Raw genomic sequence first — 13,144 nt, 5'->3', positions numbered from 1 at the left:
AATGAAGAACGAATGAGTCAGATTGTAACTGAAATTGCGAAACGCAGAACCTTTGGGATTATTTCTCACCCCGATGCTGGTAAAACCACATTGACGGAGAAATTGCTTCTCTTCGGGGGAGCGATCCAAACAGCCGGTGCCGTAAAATCGAACAAGATTAAGAAAGGCGCTACTTCTGACTTTATGGAGATTGAGCGTCAGCGTGGAATCTCGGTCGCGACCTCGGTAATGACCTTCGAGTACAATCAATTAAAAATCAACATCCTGGATACGCCAGGTCACAAGGACTTCGCAGAAGATACGTATCGTACTTTAACGGCGGTGGATTCTGTGATTTTGGTGATAGACTGTGTGAAGGGTGTGGAGGAGCAAACGGAGCGTTTAATGGAGGTTTGCCGGATGCGCAAGACTCCCGTGATCATCTTCATTAATAAGATGGACCGCGAAGGCCAAAACCCGTTTGATCTTTTGGACGAATTAGAACAAAAATTAGGCATCTCGGTGCGCCCATTGACTTGGCCTATTAATATGGGCCAAAACTTCAAAGGCGTATATAACCTGATGGAGAAATCACTGAATTTATTCTCAGCGAATAAGACCAAAATTGAAAAAGAAGTCGTCGCTGTCGACATCGATTCCCCTGATTTAGATGCTCGCGTGGGTGACCGCGATGCGAATCAATTGCGTGAAGACGTCGAGTTAATCGACGGAGTTTACGAACCCTTTGATCGCAACGATTACCTTTCTGGTGATATAGCTCCTGTTTTCTTCGGCTCTGCTGTGAATAACTTTGGCGTTCAAGAACTATTAGATACATTTACCCGCATCGCACCGTCTACGCAAGCGCGTGGAACGGATATCCGTACCGTGGAACCAGAAGAGAAGAAATTCACTGGATTCATCTTCAAAATCCACGCGAACCTAGACCCGAAACACCGCGATAGAATCGCCTTCTTGCGTATCTGCTCCGGTACTTTCAAACGTAATACCTTCTACCAACATATTCGCTTAAAGAAGAACGTTCGTTTCGCAAATCCCTACAACTTCATGGCTCAAGATAAAGAGGTCATCGAAGAAGGCTTCCCGGGCGACGTAGTGGGTCTATACGATACAGGTAATTTCAAAATCGGTGACACCCTCACAGAGGGCGAAGTATTGAACTACCAAGGCATTCCATCCTTCTCTCCTGAAATCTTCAAGGAGTTAATTAATCTAGATCCGATGAAGGCCAAACAGCTCGAAAAAGGGATCGACCAATTAACGGACGAAGGGGTGGCTCAATTATTCTTGCAACCGCAGCTCGGAAACCGTAAGATCGTGGGCACGGTAGGAGAACTTCAATACGAAGTAATTCAATACCGTTTAGAGCATGAATATGGCGCGAAGTGTCGTTTCGAAGGAATGTCTGTTACTAAAGCCTGCTGGATCACTTCTGAAGACCCGAAGAAACTCCAAGAATTCGTTCGCCTAAAAGGCCAAAACATCGCCCAAGACAAAGACGGCAATTACGTATTCTTAGCGGAATCTGACTGGATTCTTCGCATGAATCAAACGAACAATCCGGAGATTGTATTCCACTTTACCAGCGAATTTAAATTAGCTTAATTGCGTTATTTCTGAGATAACACCGGTTGATTTATCTTTCACGATAATTTTCTTGTCGCCATTCGGAAGAATTTCTTCTTTGATGAGCCAATGCTTTTCATCGTAATCCTGGTAGACAGACGGCTTCGTTAGTCCTCTTTTTCCACGCCATTCTGGGAGTTGAACAGGTTCCCAAAGTTTTGTTTTGGCAGATTTATAAGCGGCATCAATGATCGCATTGACTACATATCCATCATAAAACGTTTCGCGCGGTTGAAGCCCTTTTTCATAAGCATCGAACATATCATTGAACATCGTAGGATAGCCTAACTCGTGCGCTTCATCGCCCACCGGAAATTGCCAACCTACGTTCGTTTCTGCTTTTTCGGCCACATAATTATCTGTATTCCCACTCGTAAACATCTCAAAACCTGTCCTTAGGAATGAATTAACCCAAATAGTCCCTTCGGTCCCCATCACCTCATCCCGCAAGTCCATTCCGCCTCTAAACGTCCAGGAAACTTCAAATTGACCGATGGCCCCATTCTCATATTTAACCAAACCGATCGCGTGATCTTCCGCATCAATCGGTTTTACCTGCGTATCTGCCCAGCACATAACCTCCACTGGAAGCACATCCTTACCGATAAAATTACGCGCAATCTCGATGCAATGACAACCTAAATCAATCACGGCACCACCACCCGCTTTCTCCATATCCCAAAACCAATCGGCATGTGGTCCAGGATGTGTCTCTCTGGATTTTGCCCAAAGAACTCTTCCTATCGCCCCATCTTCCACACTTTTAACTGATTTTAAAAATTTAGGCGTATAACACAAGTCTTCTAAATACCCCGCAAAAACACCCGCTTTTTCACAGGCCAACGTCATGCGCAGCGCTTCTTCAGCCGTTCGGCCTAAGGGTTTTGTGCACAATACCGCCTTTTTATGTTTCACGCAAAGCATGACCGCTTCTTCGTGCAAATAGTTAGGTAAGGCAATAACAACAAATTCAGATTCCGCATGCGCAATCGCATCCTCCATTTCGGTACAATAATGAGGAACGTCATAATCCTTCGCAAACCGAGCGGCTGTGGATTCCTTTCTTGAATAAACGACGGTGACGCTATCTTTGCTTCGTCTGCCACAAAGGGATTCGGCATAGAATCTACCAATGAAACCTCCACCCAGAATACATATTTTAGCCATTATTTGTTAATTTTTAACGTGATCTCTTCTTCTTTAGCCAGGAAGTCCGCTCCAATCACTGCTTTCTTTCCGCTTTCTAAAATGGCCTCATCTGGCACCATATGGATAGGAGTAATACAGGATAAATTTTTCTCTAAAAACGGTTTGTTTGACGCTAAATTATAGGCCGATATAACGGACCAACGTGCATTATCGGACAAATTCGCTTCTGATCTATGTAGCAAATTTGGATGGAAAAAAAGCACATCCCCCGCCTTTAATTCGCAATAGACAAGTTCTGAAACCTTCTCCGCCTCTTCCACAAAAACCATATCAGCGCCTTGTTGTTCACCCGCAAAATGGTGTTCAATTCGCTGCATATGATGCGTTCCTTTTAGTACTTGAAGGCAGCCATTTTGAATCGTCGCATCCGTCAACGCAATCATCACCGATAGCATCGACTCAGGAAAAAGAAACCCATTTTTATACCAATAGCCATAATCCTGATGCCATTCCCAAGCACCACCTACGCGCGGTTCTTTCTGCATGACTTTGGAGTGAAAATGACAAACCTCACCTTCACCCAATAGGCTTTGAACGGAAGTAACCATCCGCTTGCAACGCGACATCAGTCCAAAAGAATCATCTCCTGCCGTAAACCAAAGCGTCAATTTTGTTTTTTTACCTGTTTGATCATTCAGGTCAAAGGCGTGATTAACAACGGATTCATCCGTCGCCACCTGAAATAACAGGTCAATTTCCTCTTTAGAAAAAAAGTGGGGAACCTGGATATAACCATCCTGCTTGTAGGCAAGGATTTGAGATTCAGTTAACATAGTTTTCGGTTTTGTTGGCTGAATTTATGGATTATTTCAATAGGTTGTATCCCGGGTTTGGAAGATAATAGAGTAGAGATTATAGATTAAAGCATAAAGAATAGAGCACAAAGAATAAAGTTGGAATCTCCTGCGGAGATGAACGTTAGAAATGTTTCTGAATAAATAAAAATGGGACCTAAGCCCCTTTTTTATTAAATCTTTATTCTTTATGCTCTATGCTTTGTGCTTTGATTTTTAATTCATACTCCTTGCTAGCTATTGCAAGTCTTGATAAAATTTGTTTAGGTGTCAAATCTTTCATCTCAAGACTGATTTTTGTTTTGATACGACGGAAAGTTTTAACTGTGTCAAAACATTCATTTACTTGCAATTCCTTTTTCATATGATTTCCCTTGGGGATTTAATTGGAATTTTAACGTAACCATAGGCTGAATTTACGTGATTATAACCAGTAATTCTATCTGAGTTTACAATATGTTTGAAGTTCCAGCTTAAGAGCGCATCTACTCCATATAAAGTAGCTGTAGCGATATGAATGCAGTCGTCCAAACTTGTATAGCCCACTACCTCGTGTTTAATATAATGGGCTGCTAATTCGAGACACTCTGGAGTTACTATAATTTTATGTTTGAATTCTATTGGGATTTTTTCTACCAATTTACTTATTCGACTTGGAGCTTGAATTAATTCTTCTTCGCATAAATCAGAGTAGATGCACAAAATTTTACCTTCTAATACAAGATCAAAAATTTGCTTCGTTTCTTTAGAAAATTCTGGATCAAAAAATCCACCGAATATGGAAGTATCAAAATAGTAGCGCTGAATCATTTGAGAAATTAAATGTTCAGCAATGAAATCAAATTTTAATTGGTGGGAATAGATCTAACTGATAATCTAGTTCAATTATCATTCTTTTTGTAACACAGAAAATATTGAAAGCACAAAGCATAAAGTTGGAATCTCCTGCGGAGATGAAAGTAAGATTGTAGATTAGAGAGAATAGAGTATAGATTAAAAAATCCACCATCTCTACTCTCTACTCTATAATCTCTACTCTACACCAACCCTAAATCCCCCTGAATCACCCCCACCTTCTTCTGCAACTCCGCATACACTTTGAAGAAGTCTGCCGCAGAAGCTAAAGGAGCGTTTACAGAAACATAAAACTTGATTTTAGGCTCCGTACCCGATGGACGAGCGGAAACTTTCGATCCGTCGGCTAGAATTAATTGAATCACATTCGAAGCTTCGATGCCTAAACCTACTTTAATAGGTGTTGTTTCGCCAGTTAATAGATCCGTTGAAACTAATCCTTCGTAGTCCAAAACGCGAACTGGTTTAGAGCCTGCCACGGTGGCTGGGACGTTCGAGCGTAAGTTGATCATCATTTGTTTGATCTCCTCGGCGCCTGCTTTTCCTTTTTTGGTCAATGAAATAAGGCCCTCGTAGTAGAAATTGTTTTCTACGTACATCTCGGCTAGGAAGTCGAAGAGCGATTTGCCCTGATCTTTCGCGTAAGCTGTTAATTCTGCGATCATCGCGCATGAGGCCACCGCGTCTTTATCGCGGACGGCATCGCCGATTAAATAGCCGTAAGACTCTTCTCCGCCGCCTAGGAACTTTTCTTTTCCTTCTAATTCGCGGATGACTTGGGCGATGTATTTGAATCCGGTCAGGGTATTATAGCAAGGCACGCCTTTAGAAGCGCACATTTTGTCGATTAAATCGGTCGTTACGATCGTTTTCGCGGCGAACTCGTTGCCCTTTAAATCCGATACTTTTAACAAGTAATACAGGATTAGACTGGCCATTTGGTTCCCGTTTAACAGGGCCCATTCGCCGTCTGGGCTTTTCACAGCGGCTCCCACGCGGTCTGCGTCGGGGTCTGTGGCGATGACGAGGTCGGCATCGATTTCTTTGGCCTTGTTTAATGCCAAAGTCAAGGCTTCTTTCTCCTCCGGATTCGGGTAGATCACCGTAGGGAAGTTTCCGTTCGGAATCGCCTGCTCTTCTACAACCGTCACCGCTTCGAACCCTAATAATTTTAACGCAGGTGGAACTAACGTAATTCCCGTTCCGTGAATAGGGGAGAAGACGATTTTAAGGTCTTTTTGGCGTTTGATCACTTCCGGCTGGCGGCAGTTAACTAGTATCGTTTGTAAGTAGGCCTCGTCGATTGTGCTATCTAATAGGTGCAATAAGGCATCGTTTCCTTCGAATTTAATGTCTGCAATACTCGTGATGGCGTTCACCTCTTTCACGATGTTTTTGTCGTGAGGGGCAACGACCTGAGATCCATCAGACCAATAGGCCTTGTAGCCGTTGTATTCTTTGGGGTTATGCGACGCCGTGATCACTAATCCTGCTTGGCAGCCTAAATGGCGCACCGTGAAGGAAAGTTGTGGGGTGGGACGCAAAGCTGGGAATAAATAGACTTCAATTCCGTTTGCTGTGAAAATATCTGCAGCAATCCGCGTGAATTCGGGTGAATTGTTACGGGAATCGTGTGCGATGGCAACTTTGATTTTTTGGCCTGGTAAAGAGGCATTCAGGTAGTTCGCAAAGCCTTGAGTGGCAGCGCCTACCGTGTATTTGTTCATTCGATTCGAGCCTACACCCATTTCACCGCGCATCCCACCTGTCCCAAATTCCAGGGATTTGTAGAACGAGTCCGTCAAAGTCGTTTGGTCGCCTTTCGCGATCAAATCTTGAATAGTTGCCTTGGTATCAGCGTCGTAAGGGCCTGAAAGCCATTGGTCAATCGTTTGTTGCGTGGTCGAATCTAAGGTCATATTATGCGGAAATTGTGCCGGAAAAAACTTGTTTAGCCGGGCCGATCAAGAAAATATTGGTAAAACCGGTGATGGCGTCGCCGTCGAAATTGACCGCTAACTCGCCACCTAGGGTTTTGATTTTAATAGGAGTTTGTACGTTTTTAAATGTTTTGGCCACTAAAGCCGCCGCCGTCACGCCCGTACCACACGAATACGTTTCGTCTTCCACGCCGCGTTCGTAGGTGCGCACGAAGAGGGTTTGGTCATCTAATTTTTCAACGAAGTTTGCATTCGTACCATTAATAGGCTGGTATGCCTCGGAGTAGCGAATCGCTGCGCCCGTGTTTTTGACATCATAAAACTGCACCTGGTTCGTAAAACGCACGAAATGGGGAGAACCCGTATTCGTGAAATAGTCATCGTTGTGCTGTTCGATTCCCGGAACATCCATCATTTGCAAGGAGATGGTCTCTGGAGTAATATAGGCCAAATGCGGTCCATCTACTGCGATAAAGTTTGCCTTATCTGTAACGATACCTAGGTCAGCCGCAAAACGAACTAAACAGCGTCCGCCATTACCACACATCGTTCCCTCGGTCCCATCTGAATTATAGTAAATCATTCTGAAATTATAGCCCTCTGCTTCTTGCAAAAGCATAAATCCATCAGCCCCTATTCCAAAACGGCGGTGGCATAATAAAGCAATCTCCTCCTGATTCAGGCCAAAAGTCTTTGAGCGGTCGTCGACCACCACAAAATCATTTCCAGTTCCTTGGTATTTGTAAAAATGCATGGGGCAATTTAAGAAATTTGGCTCAAATACCGCTCCTTAATTATCCTAAGGTGATGTTTTTCATGTCCAGCGATCATCCAAGCCCAGGCTCTTGCACTGGTTTTTTTGCCGTTCGCTTCACCCATTTGGTTCCAGTGTTTCGTCGAGAAAGAATGTAAAAGCGCTAATGTGGCTGTTCTTGTAGCTTTGTACTGCGCCACAATAGCTTCCGCATCTTGTGTTTCATATTCCGAGGCAGCTTGGTACTCATTTTCATCAAAACCTGGTAAGGGTGTTTTTTCACCTCTGGATATCGCCAAAACCCGGTATGATACAATCCTTTCTGTATCCACCATATGGCCTAACAAACCCTTTAGGCTCCACTTTCCAGGGGCATAGGCTTTGTCTGCCTGACTTTTATCTGCGTTTTCAAAGATTTCAATCAATTCATTGTATTGATTATTGAACACTTCAAACAAATTTTCATCTGCCTCAAAGTTCAGATATTCAGCGAAGTACGGAGCATTCGGGTATTCATAGCTAGCAGGTACGTGCATATTTTCTTATTTTTTTAATCAAAGGTATTGTTTCAAAGCATAAATTCCCTAATTTTGTGCCACTAATTACAAGACGGTCCGGTAGTTCAGTTGGTTAGAATACATGCCTGTCACGCATGGGGTCGCGGGTTCGAGTCCCGTCCGGACCGCCAACTACAAATTAAGTCTCTGATTTTCAGGGACTTTTTTTATGCCCGGTGCTAAATGGGGTGCTACAAATGGGATTTTAACAAAATCACTAGAAGTATAAAATAATGTAGAAGTTAATAGATTTGATAACTCTATCGAACCTATCACCACTAACACAAACAAACATCATTTGATTAACATAGAGCTAATTTGACGCCTTTGATTGGAACTGCCAAAGATCGAACTTCATTTAAAATGAAACGATGTAAATCATTTAACTCTAATTTACGTCAATGGTATGATGTTTAGGCTGTAAGAATATTTTCATCTTGACCCCAATGAAAATAGAATTATTGAAAGATCACCGAAAGACCTAATGTATGTTATCTCGATATTAGGTATGTTTCATAATTGAATGCTGGAATTTGAGAATGAAGGTAGTTATAAGATAGTTTATTTAATATAGTATAAACTATTTACCCACTCGATCTAATAATTGCTGTGAATATGGTTTCCTAATTTGAATTTCTCATTAAACTATAGTTATCAAAGCAGAATCCCTTATTGGAGAATGTAAAATAAGGTATTAAGAATTAATTCAATGACCTATACTCATTGGGCGTTTGACCCACGCGTTGTTTGAACAAGCGCGTGAAATGTTGTGGATATTTGAAGCCCATTTCAAACGCAATTTCATTGATCGTTTTTTCGGATTCAAATACACGGTTTTTTGCCACGTCGATGGTCTTGTTTTGTATGTAGTCCTTGGCCGTTATACCGGTTTCTCTTTTGACCAAATCTCCAAAGTAATTAGCCGACAAATGCAGGGCATTCGCGAAATAACTAACGGATGGGATGCCGTAAACTTGGGCTTGATCAGATTCAAAATAGTTGTTCATTAAGGTTTCGAATCGTTCCAAAATACCCTTGTTCACATGTTCCCGCGTGATGAATTGTCGGTCGTAGAACCTCTGGCAATAACCTAAAAACAATTCGATGTTTGAGACAATCAACTTCTTCGAATGCTTATCAATGGGTTGCTTGAGCTCGAATTCGATTTTGGCAAAACAGTCCAATATCATTTGGCGCTCATCATCGGATAAGTGTAATGCCTCGTGGGATTCGTAATTGAAGAATTTATACTGGGACATATTTCGACCCAAACTTGTTCCTATCAGCAAGTCGGGGTGAAAGATTAATCCATGTCCCATGGGTTGGTAGGGAATCTTTGTATTTTGGATTTCTGCCACCTGACCCGGAGCGAAAAAAACTAAAGTACCGGCTTGGTAATCATAGGTATGTCGGCCGTACCGAATGTCGCCACATTGGACATCCTTTAATATAACGCTATATAGACCATATTGAAATCGAATGGTATCTGCATCGCCCCAATCACGGATGTTTGCTTTGGAATAGTCCAAAACAGACACTAGGGGATGAAGAGTCTTGTGATTGTTATTACTGTTGAATTCTGCAATATTATTAATGAGCAAGTTTTTTTCCATAGGAATTGAATTGAATGATCGAATTTACCAATTATCGAATAGATGTAAACTTCGAATATTCTCAATCCGTAAAAATGGTAGAAAATCCCGGAATTTATCTACTTGGTTGTTCGAAGGAAGTTTGAAATTTGTAGCATAAACAATAAATCTATGAAATCAATCGCATTATTCTTGAGCATTATGCTCTTGATACTCACCAATGCTTTCGCGCAAACAAATTCGGACGAAACGATCAAACAATTATCGAAAGATAAGTGGCAATGGATGGCCAACAAAGATGCCGATAAGTTGGCGGATTTGTTTGATGAAAAGTGCGAGTTTGTTCACATGGGAGGAACTTGGGGGAAAGCGCGTGAAGTGGATATCATCAAAGCTGGTTTTATTTGGTATAAACAAGCGGAAGTGTATTCTACCAATGTAAAATTCTATAGCACTACGGCCATTTTATTGAGCGATATCGATTTAGTTGCACAAGTAGGGGGAAACGTTGTGACGAATCCATTTATGGTAACTGAAGTATATGTATTGGAAAATAATACATGGAAAATGGCTCAATTAACATTCTCTCATTTATCTCGACCAGTTAAATTAAAACAATAAAACACATGAAAAAGCTAGTATTCTTATTGAGCATCTTGCTCGTTTCTATTTCATCTTCCTTTGCACAGACCGCTGCAGAAAAAGAATTGATCCAATTGTCGATGAACAAGTGGCAATGGATGTCAGACAAGGACGTCGATAAACTAGAAAAACTGTTCGATGCTAAAGCCAAATTCGTTCACATGAGCGGAACTTGGAAGAAAGACGAAGAATTGGACATCATTAAAACGGGGCGCATTTGGTATAAAAAAGCGACAGTGAAAGATACAGCGGTGGAGATCGTAGGGAATGCAGCGATCGTTTGGAATCGCATTACATTAGATGCTATCGTGCGGGAACAAGTGGCGGTTACGGAGTTTACGGTGACGGAAGTCTACCAAAAACAAGGGAATGATTGGAAGATGCTCGCATTGACATTTAGTAGCGTGCGTGATACGCATCAGATAAAACATTAAATTTGAATATATTTGCTTCGATTCTCCTAATTCACCACGACTATGATCAAGAAATATTCCGTTAAGATTAACAAGAAAGTCCACCAGGCAGAGGCGGATGAAAATATGCCCCTTTTGTGGGTGCTACGTGACATCCTAGGCATGGAAGGTACGAAATACGGTTGCGGTGTCGGCTCTTGCGGCGCTTGCACAGTACACTTAAATGGCGACGCTGTTCGCTCCTGTCAATTGCCCATTTCGGCTTTAGCGGGTATGGAAATCACCACTATCGAAGGTTTGTCAGCGAAAGGCGATCACCCCGTTCAAAAAGCGTGGGTGGATGTGGACGTCGCGCAATGCGGTTATTGTCAGTCTGGCCAAATCATGAGCGCCGCGGCTCTCTTGAAAAACACACCTAATCCAACGGAAGAAGATATTGAAAACTTCATGACGGGCAATATTTGCCGTTGTGGAACCTATACGCGTATCAAAAAAGCCATTCAACTAGCCGCTGCGAAATCATGAAAAAGACAGACTCAAATCTCAGCAGACGCTCGTTCTTGAAAGTAACATCGCTATCCGGAGGAGGCATGATGCTAGGTATTTCATGGTTCGCGAGTGCAAAACCAGAAGACAGTCTAGCAGAATTGAATATCGAACCCGTATGGCAAGAGGTGACTAGTTTCATCAAAATCGCATCGGATAATTCGATCAAAATATTCTCTCCTAATCCCGAGTTTGGCCAAAATGTGATGACCTCTTTACCGATGTTAATTGCAGAGGAATTAGATGTGGATTGGAAGCAAGTGGAAGTGGAACAAGGGAATTACGATCCTAAAGCTTTCCCGCGCCAGTTTACCGGAGGTAGCCAAGGTATTCGCATGGCTTGGAAGCAATTGCGGACGGTAGGTTCAGCAGCGCGTCAGATGATTTTGACGGCGGCCAGCCAGGCATGGAATTTACCTGTTTCGGAATTGACCACCGCAAACGGAATGATCACGCACGCGTTCAGTGGCAAGTCAGAAACCTACGGAACTTTTGCTGCTGCAGCTGCGAAATTACCGGTCCCGAAGAACATTGTCTTGAAAGGAAATCAATCGTTCCGCTTAATCGGTACCCCACAAAAGAATGTAGTAGCACCCAAAATTGCACAAGGAAAACCCTTGTTCGGGATGGATTACCGCGAGGCGGGGATGTTAATTGCGATGACCGAACGGCCACCGGCTTTTGGTATGCGATTGAAATCATTCGATGTAACCGCAGCGAAGAAGATGCCGGGAATCGTGGATATTTTCCCGATCAAAGTCTTTAATGATGATCACAAATTTGGGGGTTTTGATACGCGTTCGTTCAACGAAGTAATTGCCGTCGTGGGCAAGTCTACTTGGGATGTGATGAACGCACGCAAGAAAATCAAGGCCGTGTGGGAAATAGCTCCGGAAAGAAAGGAGATGGGCGTGAATAACCGTGAAACAACGGTTCCTTCAGGCTTAGAAAGTACAACAAAACATTATGCTCAAATGCTCGAAATGAGCAAAAAGCCAGGCGTGATTGAGCGAAAAGATGGAGATCCAGAAAAGGCATTTGCGGAGGCGAAACACGTAATTGAGCGTACCTACACTGCGCCATTTTTGGCACATAATATCATGGAACCGACGAACACGTTTGCACATTATGTGGGCGATAAAGTTCGTTTCGTTGCGCCTATCCAAATCCCAGATTGGATTATGCCAGCCATCGTTACTCGTTTAGGCATTCCGAAGGAAAACATATCGATTGAATTAGTGCGGATGGGCGGCGGTTTTGGTCGTCGTGCGTATGGTCACTACATGATCGAGGCGGCCTTGATTTCTAAGCAAGCGAATGCACCCGTTAAATTAATTTACTCGCGGGAGGATGATGTGAGTGCGGGTATTTACCGTCCGTCCTACCAGTTGACCTACCGCGCAGCTTTCGATGAAAACAAGAAGCTGATTGCTTTTCATGCCAAAGGTGGTGGCGTTCCTGAATCCCCTTTACATGCCAATCGTTTTCCGGCAGGAGCGATTGATAATTACCTAGCGGAGAGTTTTGTGATTCCATCGAACATTACGATTGGCGCTTTCCGTGCCCCTCGTTCGAACTTTAACGCGGCGGCGGAACAGTCGTTCTTGGATGAGATTTCGGAGTACATGGGTAAGGATCCGATTGCGTTCCGTTTGGAATTATTGCAGCGGGCTAAAGATAACCCGGTAGGCAAAACCAACGATTACGATGCGAGCCGCTATATGGGCGTGTTGGAATTAGTGCGCGAAAAATCGGGCTGGGGAAAACAGGAAAACGCGGGTAAAAAACGCGGGGTTTCAGCGTATTTCTGCCACAATTCCTATGCGGCACAGGTCATCGATTTACAGGTGAAAGGCGACCAAGTGACGGTTGACCAAGTAACGACAGCCTTGGATTGCGGTGTAGTTGTGAATCCGGAAGGGGCGAAAAACATGGCCGAGGGTGCGGCGATTGACGGAATTGGCAATGCCTTGTTTGGACAGTTGACGTTAACAGATGGTAAAACGGATCAAAAGAATTTTGACACTTATCGCATGATTCGTCACAATGAGGCACCGAAGAATATCGATGTGCATTTTGTGAAAAACGAAATTGATCCGACAGGATTAGGAGAGCCTCCATTCCCTCCGATTTTTGGGGCGATGGCGAATGCATTGTATCAGGCGACGGGGAAGCGTTTTTACCAACAGCCTTTTCAGCCACATTTAAATGGGTAG

General features: G+C 43.2%; 13 protein-coding genes and 1 tRNA gene. 6 read left to right on the top strand and 8 right to left on the bottom strand.

All coding sequences use genetic code 11. From position 1 onward, the window contains the following. Nucleotides 1-12: 12 nt before the first annotated feature. Nucleotides 13-1,605, top strand: a complete 1,593-nt coding sequence (locus tag ACRZ9O_RS06195) for a peptide chain release factor 3 (RefSeq protein WP_459457404.1) — start codon at nt 13-15, stop codon at nt 1,603-1,605. Here ACRZ9O_RS06195 and ACRZ9O_RS06190 read toward each other — a convergent pair. The 7 genes from ACRZ9O_RS06190 to ACRZ9O_RS06160 all read right to left on the bottom strand — a co-directional run bounded on the left by ACRZ9O_RS06190 (nt 1,597) and on the right by ACRZ9O_RS06160 (nt 7,714). Next, nucleotides 1,597-2,793, bottom strand: coding sequence for a Gfo/Idh/MocA family protein (locus tag ACRZ9O_RS06190; RefSeq protein WP_459457402.1), 1,197 nt, complete (start codon nt 2,791-2,793; stop codon nt 1,597-1,599). The two genes, ACRZ9O_RS06195 and ACRZ9O_RS06190, sit on opposite strands and share 9 nt — an antisense overlap. Next, complete coding sequence (locus ACRZ9O_RS06185) at nt 2,793-3,608, bottom strand: phytanoyl-CoA dioxygenase family protein (RefSeq protein ID WP_459457400.1); 816 nt, start codon at nt 3,606-3,608, stop codon at nt 2,793-2,795. The genes ACRZ9O_RS06190 and ACRZ9O_RS06185 overlap by 1 nt, the downstream gene beginning before the upstream one ends. Nucleotides 3,609-3,810: 202 nt before the next feature. Then, on the bottom strand, nt 3,811-3,993 hold the full coding sequence (locus ACRZ9O_RS06180) for a hypothetical protein (protein ID WP_459457398.1): 183 nt from the start codon (nt 3,991-3,993) through the stop codon (nt 3,811-3,813). After that, nucleotides 3,990-4,439, bottom strand: coding sequence for a PIN domain-containing protein (locus ACRZ9O_RS06175; RefSeq protein WP_459457396.1), 450 nt, complete (start codon nt 4,437-4,439; stop codon nt 3,990-3,992). The genes ACRZ9O_RS06180 and ACRZ9O_RS06175 overlap by 4 nt, the downstream gene beginning before the upstream one ends. Before the next feature lie 227 nt (nt 4,440-4,666). Then, the gene (locus ACRZ9O_RS06170; RefSeq protein WP_459457394.1) at nt 4,667-6,403 is read right to left on the bottom strand and encodes a phospho-sugar mutase; all 1,737 of its coding nucleotides are present in this window, start codon (nt 6,401-6,403) and stop codon (nt 4,667-4,669) included. Between the two features lies 1 nt (nt 6,404). Then, complete coding sequence (gene dapF / locus ACRZ9O_RS06165; protein ID WP_459457392.1) at nt 6,405-7,178, bottom strand: diaminopimelate epimerase; 774 nt, start codon at nt 7,176-7,178, stop codon at nt 6,405-6,407. An 8-nt stretch (nt 7,179-7,186) separates the two neighbouring features. Further along, nucleotides 7,187-7,714, bottom strand: coding sequence for a DinB family protein (locus ACRZ9O_RS06160; protein ID WP_459457390.1), 528 nt, complete (start codon nt 7,712-7,714; stop codon nt 7,187-7,189). A 75-nt stretch (nt 7,715-7,789) separates the two neighbouring features. On the opposite strand from ACRZ9O_RS06160, the gene ACRZ9O_RS06155 reads away from it, so the two are divergent. After that, nucleotides 7,790-7,866 (top strand) — tRNA-Asp (locus ACRZ9O_RS06155). Between the two features lie 570 nt (nt 7,867-8,436). Here ACRZ9O_RS06155 and ACRZ9O_RS06150 read toward each other — a convergent pair. Further along, nucleotides 8,437-9,348, bottom strand: coding sequence for a helix-turn-helix domain-containing protein (locus ACRZ9O_RS06150; RefSeq protein ID WP_459457388.1), 912 nt, complete (start codon nt 9,346-9,348; stop codon nt 8,437-8,439). A 150-nt stretch (nt 9,349-9,498) separates the two neighbouring features. Here ACRZ9O_RS06150 and ACRZ9O_RS06145 point away from each other — a divergent pair, with 150 nt between their 5' ends. Genes ACRZ9O_RS06145 through ACRZ9O_RS06130 form a run of 4 tightly spaced genes read left to right on the top strand, consistent with a single transcriptional unit; the run spans nt 9,499 to nt 13,144 of the window. Then, nucleotides 9,499-9,948 (top strand): nuclear transport factor 2 family protein, encoded by a 450-nt coding sequence (locus tag ACRZ9O_RS06145; RefSeq protein WP_459457386.1) that lies wholly within the window; start codon nt 9,499-9,501, stop codon nt 9,946-9,948. Nucleotides 9,949-9,953: 5 nt separating this feature from the next. Further along, nucleotides 9,954-10,403, top strand: coding sequence for a nuclear transport factor 2 family protein (locus ACRZ9O_RS06140; protein ID WP_459457384.1), 450 nt, complete (start codon nt 9,954-9,956; stop codon nt 10,401-10,403). A gap of 45 nt (nt 10,404-10,448) precedes the next feature. Beyond that, nucleotides 10,449-10,907, top strand: coding sequence for a (2Fe-2S)-binding protein (locus ACRZ9O_RS06135; protein WP_459458023.1), 459 nt, complete (start codon nt 10,449-10,451; stop codon nt 10,905-10,907). Further along, nucleotides 10,904-13,144 (top strand): xanthine dehydrogenase family protein molybdopterin-binding subunit, encoded by a 2,241-nt coding sequence (locus ACRZ9O_RS06130; RefSeq protein WP_459457382.1) that lies wholly within the window; start codon nt 10,904-10,906, stop codon nt 13,142-13,144. Before ACRZ9O_RS06135 ends, ACRZ9O_RS06130 begins: the two co-directional genes overlap by 4 nt.

Source organism: Aquirufa sp. HETE-40SA, from assembly GCF_054558635.1.
Note: the sequence above shows the minus strand (reverse complement) of the source record. Positions and strands in the feature narration are given on the sequence as shown.

Coding starts and splice junctions, on each gene's coding strand:
- ACRZ9O_RS06195 (WP_459457404.1), top strand. CDS start 13: ATGAGTCAGATTGTAACTGAAATTGCGAAACGCAGAACCTTTGGGATT.
- ACRZ9O_RS06190 (WP_459457402.1), bottom strand. CDS start 2,793: ATGGCTAAAATATGTATTCTGGGTGGAGGTTTCATTGGTAGATTCTAT.
- ACRZ9O_RS06185 (WP_459457400.1), bottom strand. CDS start 3,608: ATGTTAACTGAATCTCAAATCCTTGCCTACAAGCAGGATGGTTATATC.
- ACRZ9O_RS06180 (WP_459457398.1), bottom strand. CDS start 3,993: ATGAAAAAGGAATTGCAAGTAAATGAATGTTTTGACACAGTTAAAACT.
- ACRZ9O_RS06175 (WP_459457396.1), bottom strand. CDS start 4,439: ATGATTCAGCGCTACTATTTTGATACTTCCATATTCGGTGGATTTTTT.
- ACRZ9O_RS06170 (WP_459457394.1), bottom strand. CDS start 6,403: ATGACCTTAGATTCGACCACGCAACAAACGATTGACCAATGGCTTTCA.
- dapF (WP_459457392.1), bottom strand. CDS start 7,178: ATGCATTTTTACAAATACCAAGGAACTGGAAATGATTTTGTGGTGGTC.
- ACRZ9O_RS06160 (WP_459457390.1), bottom strand. CDS start 7,714: ATGCACGTACCTGCTAGCTATGAATACCCGAATGCTCCGTACTTCGCT.
- ACRZ9O_RS06150 (WP_459457388.1), bottom strand. CDS start 9,348: ATGGAAAAAAACTTGCTCATTAATAATATTGCAGAATTCAACAGTAAT.
- ACRZ9O_RS06145 (WP_459457386.1), top strand. CDS start 9,499: ATGAAATCAATCGCATTATTCTTGAGCATTATGCTCTTGATACTCACC.
- ACRZ9O_RS06140 (WP_459457384.1), top strand. CDS start 9,954: ATGAAAAAGCTAGTATTCTTATTGAGCATCTTGCTCGTTTCTATTTCA.
- ACRZ9O_RS06130 (WP_459457382.1), top strand. CDS start 10,904: ATGAAAAAGACAGACTCAAATCTCAGCAGACGCTCGTTCTTGAAAGTA.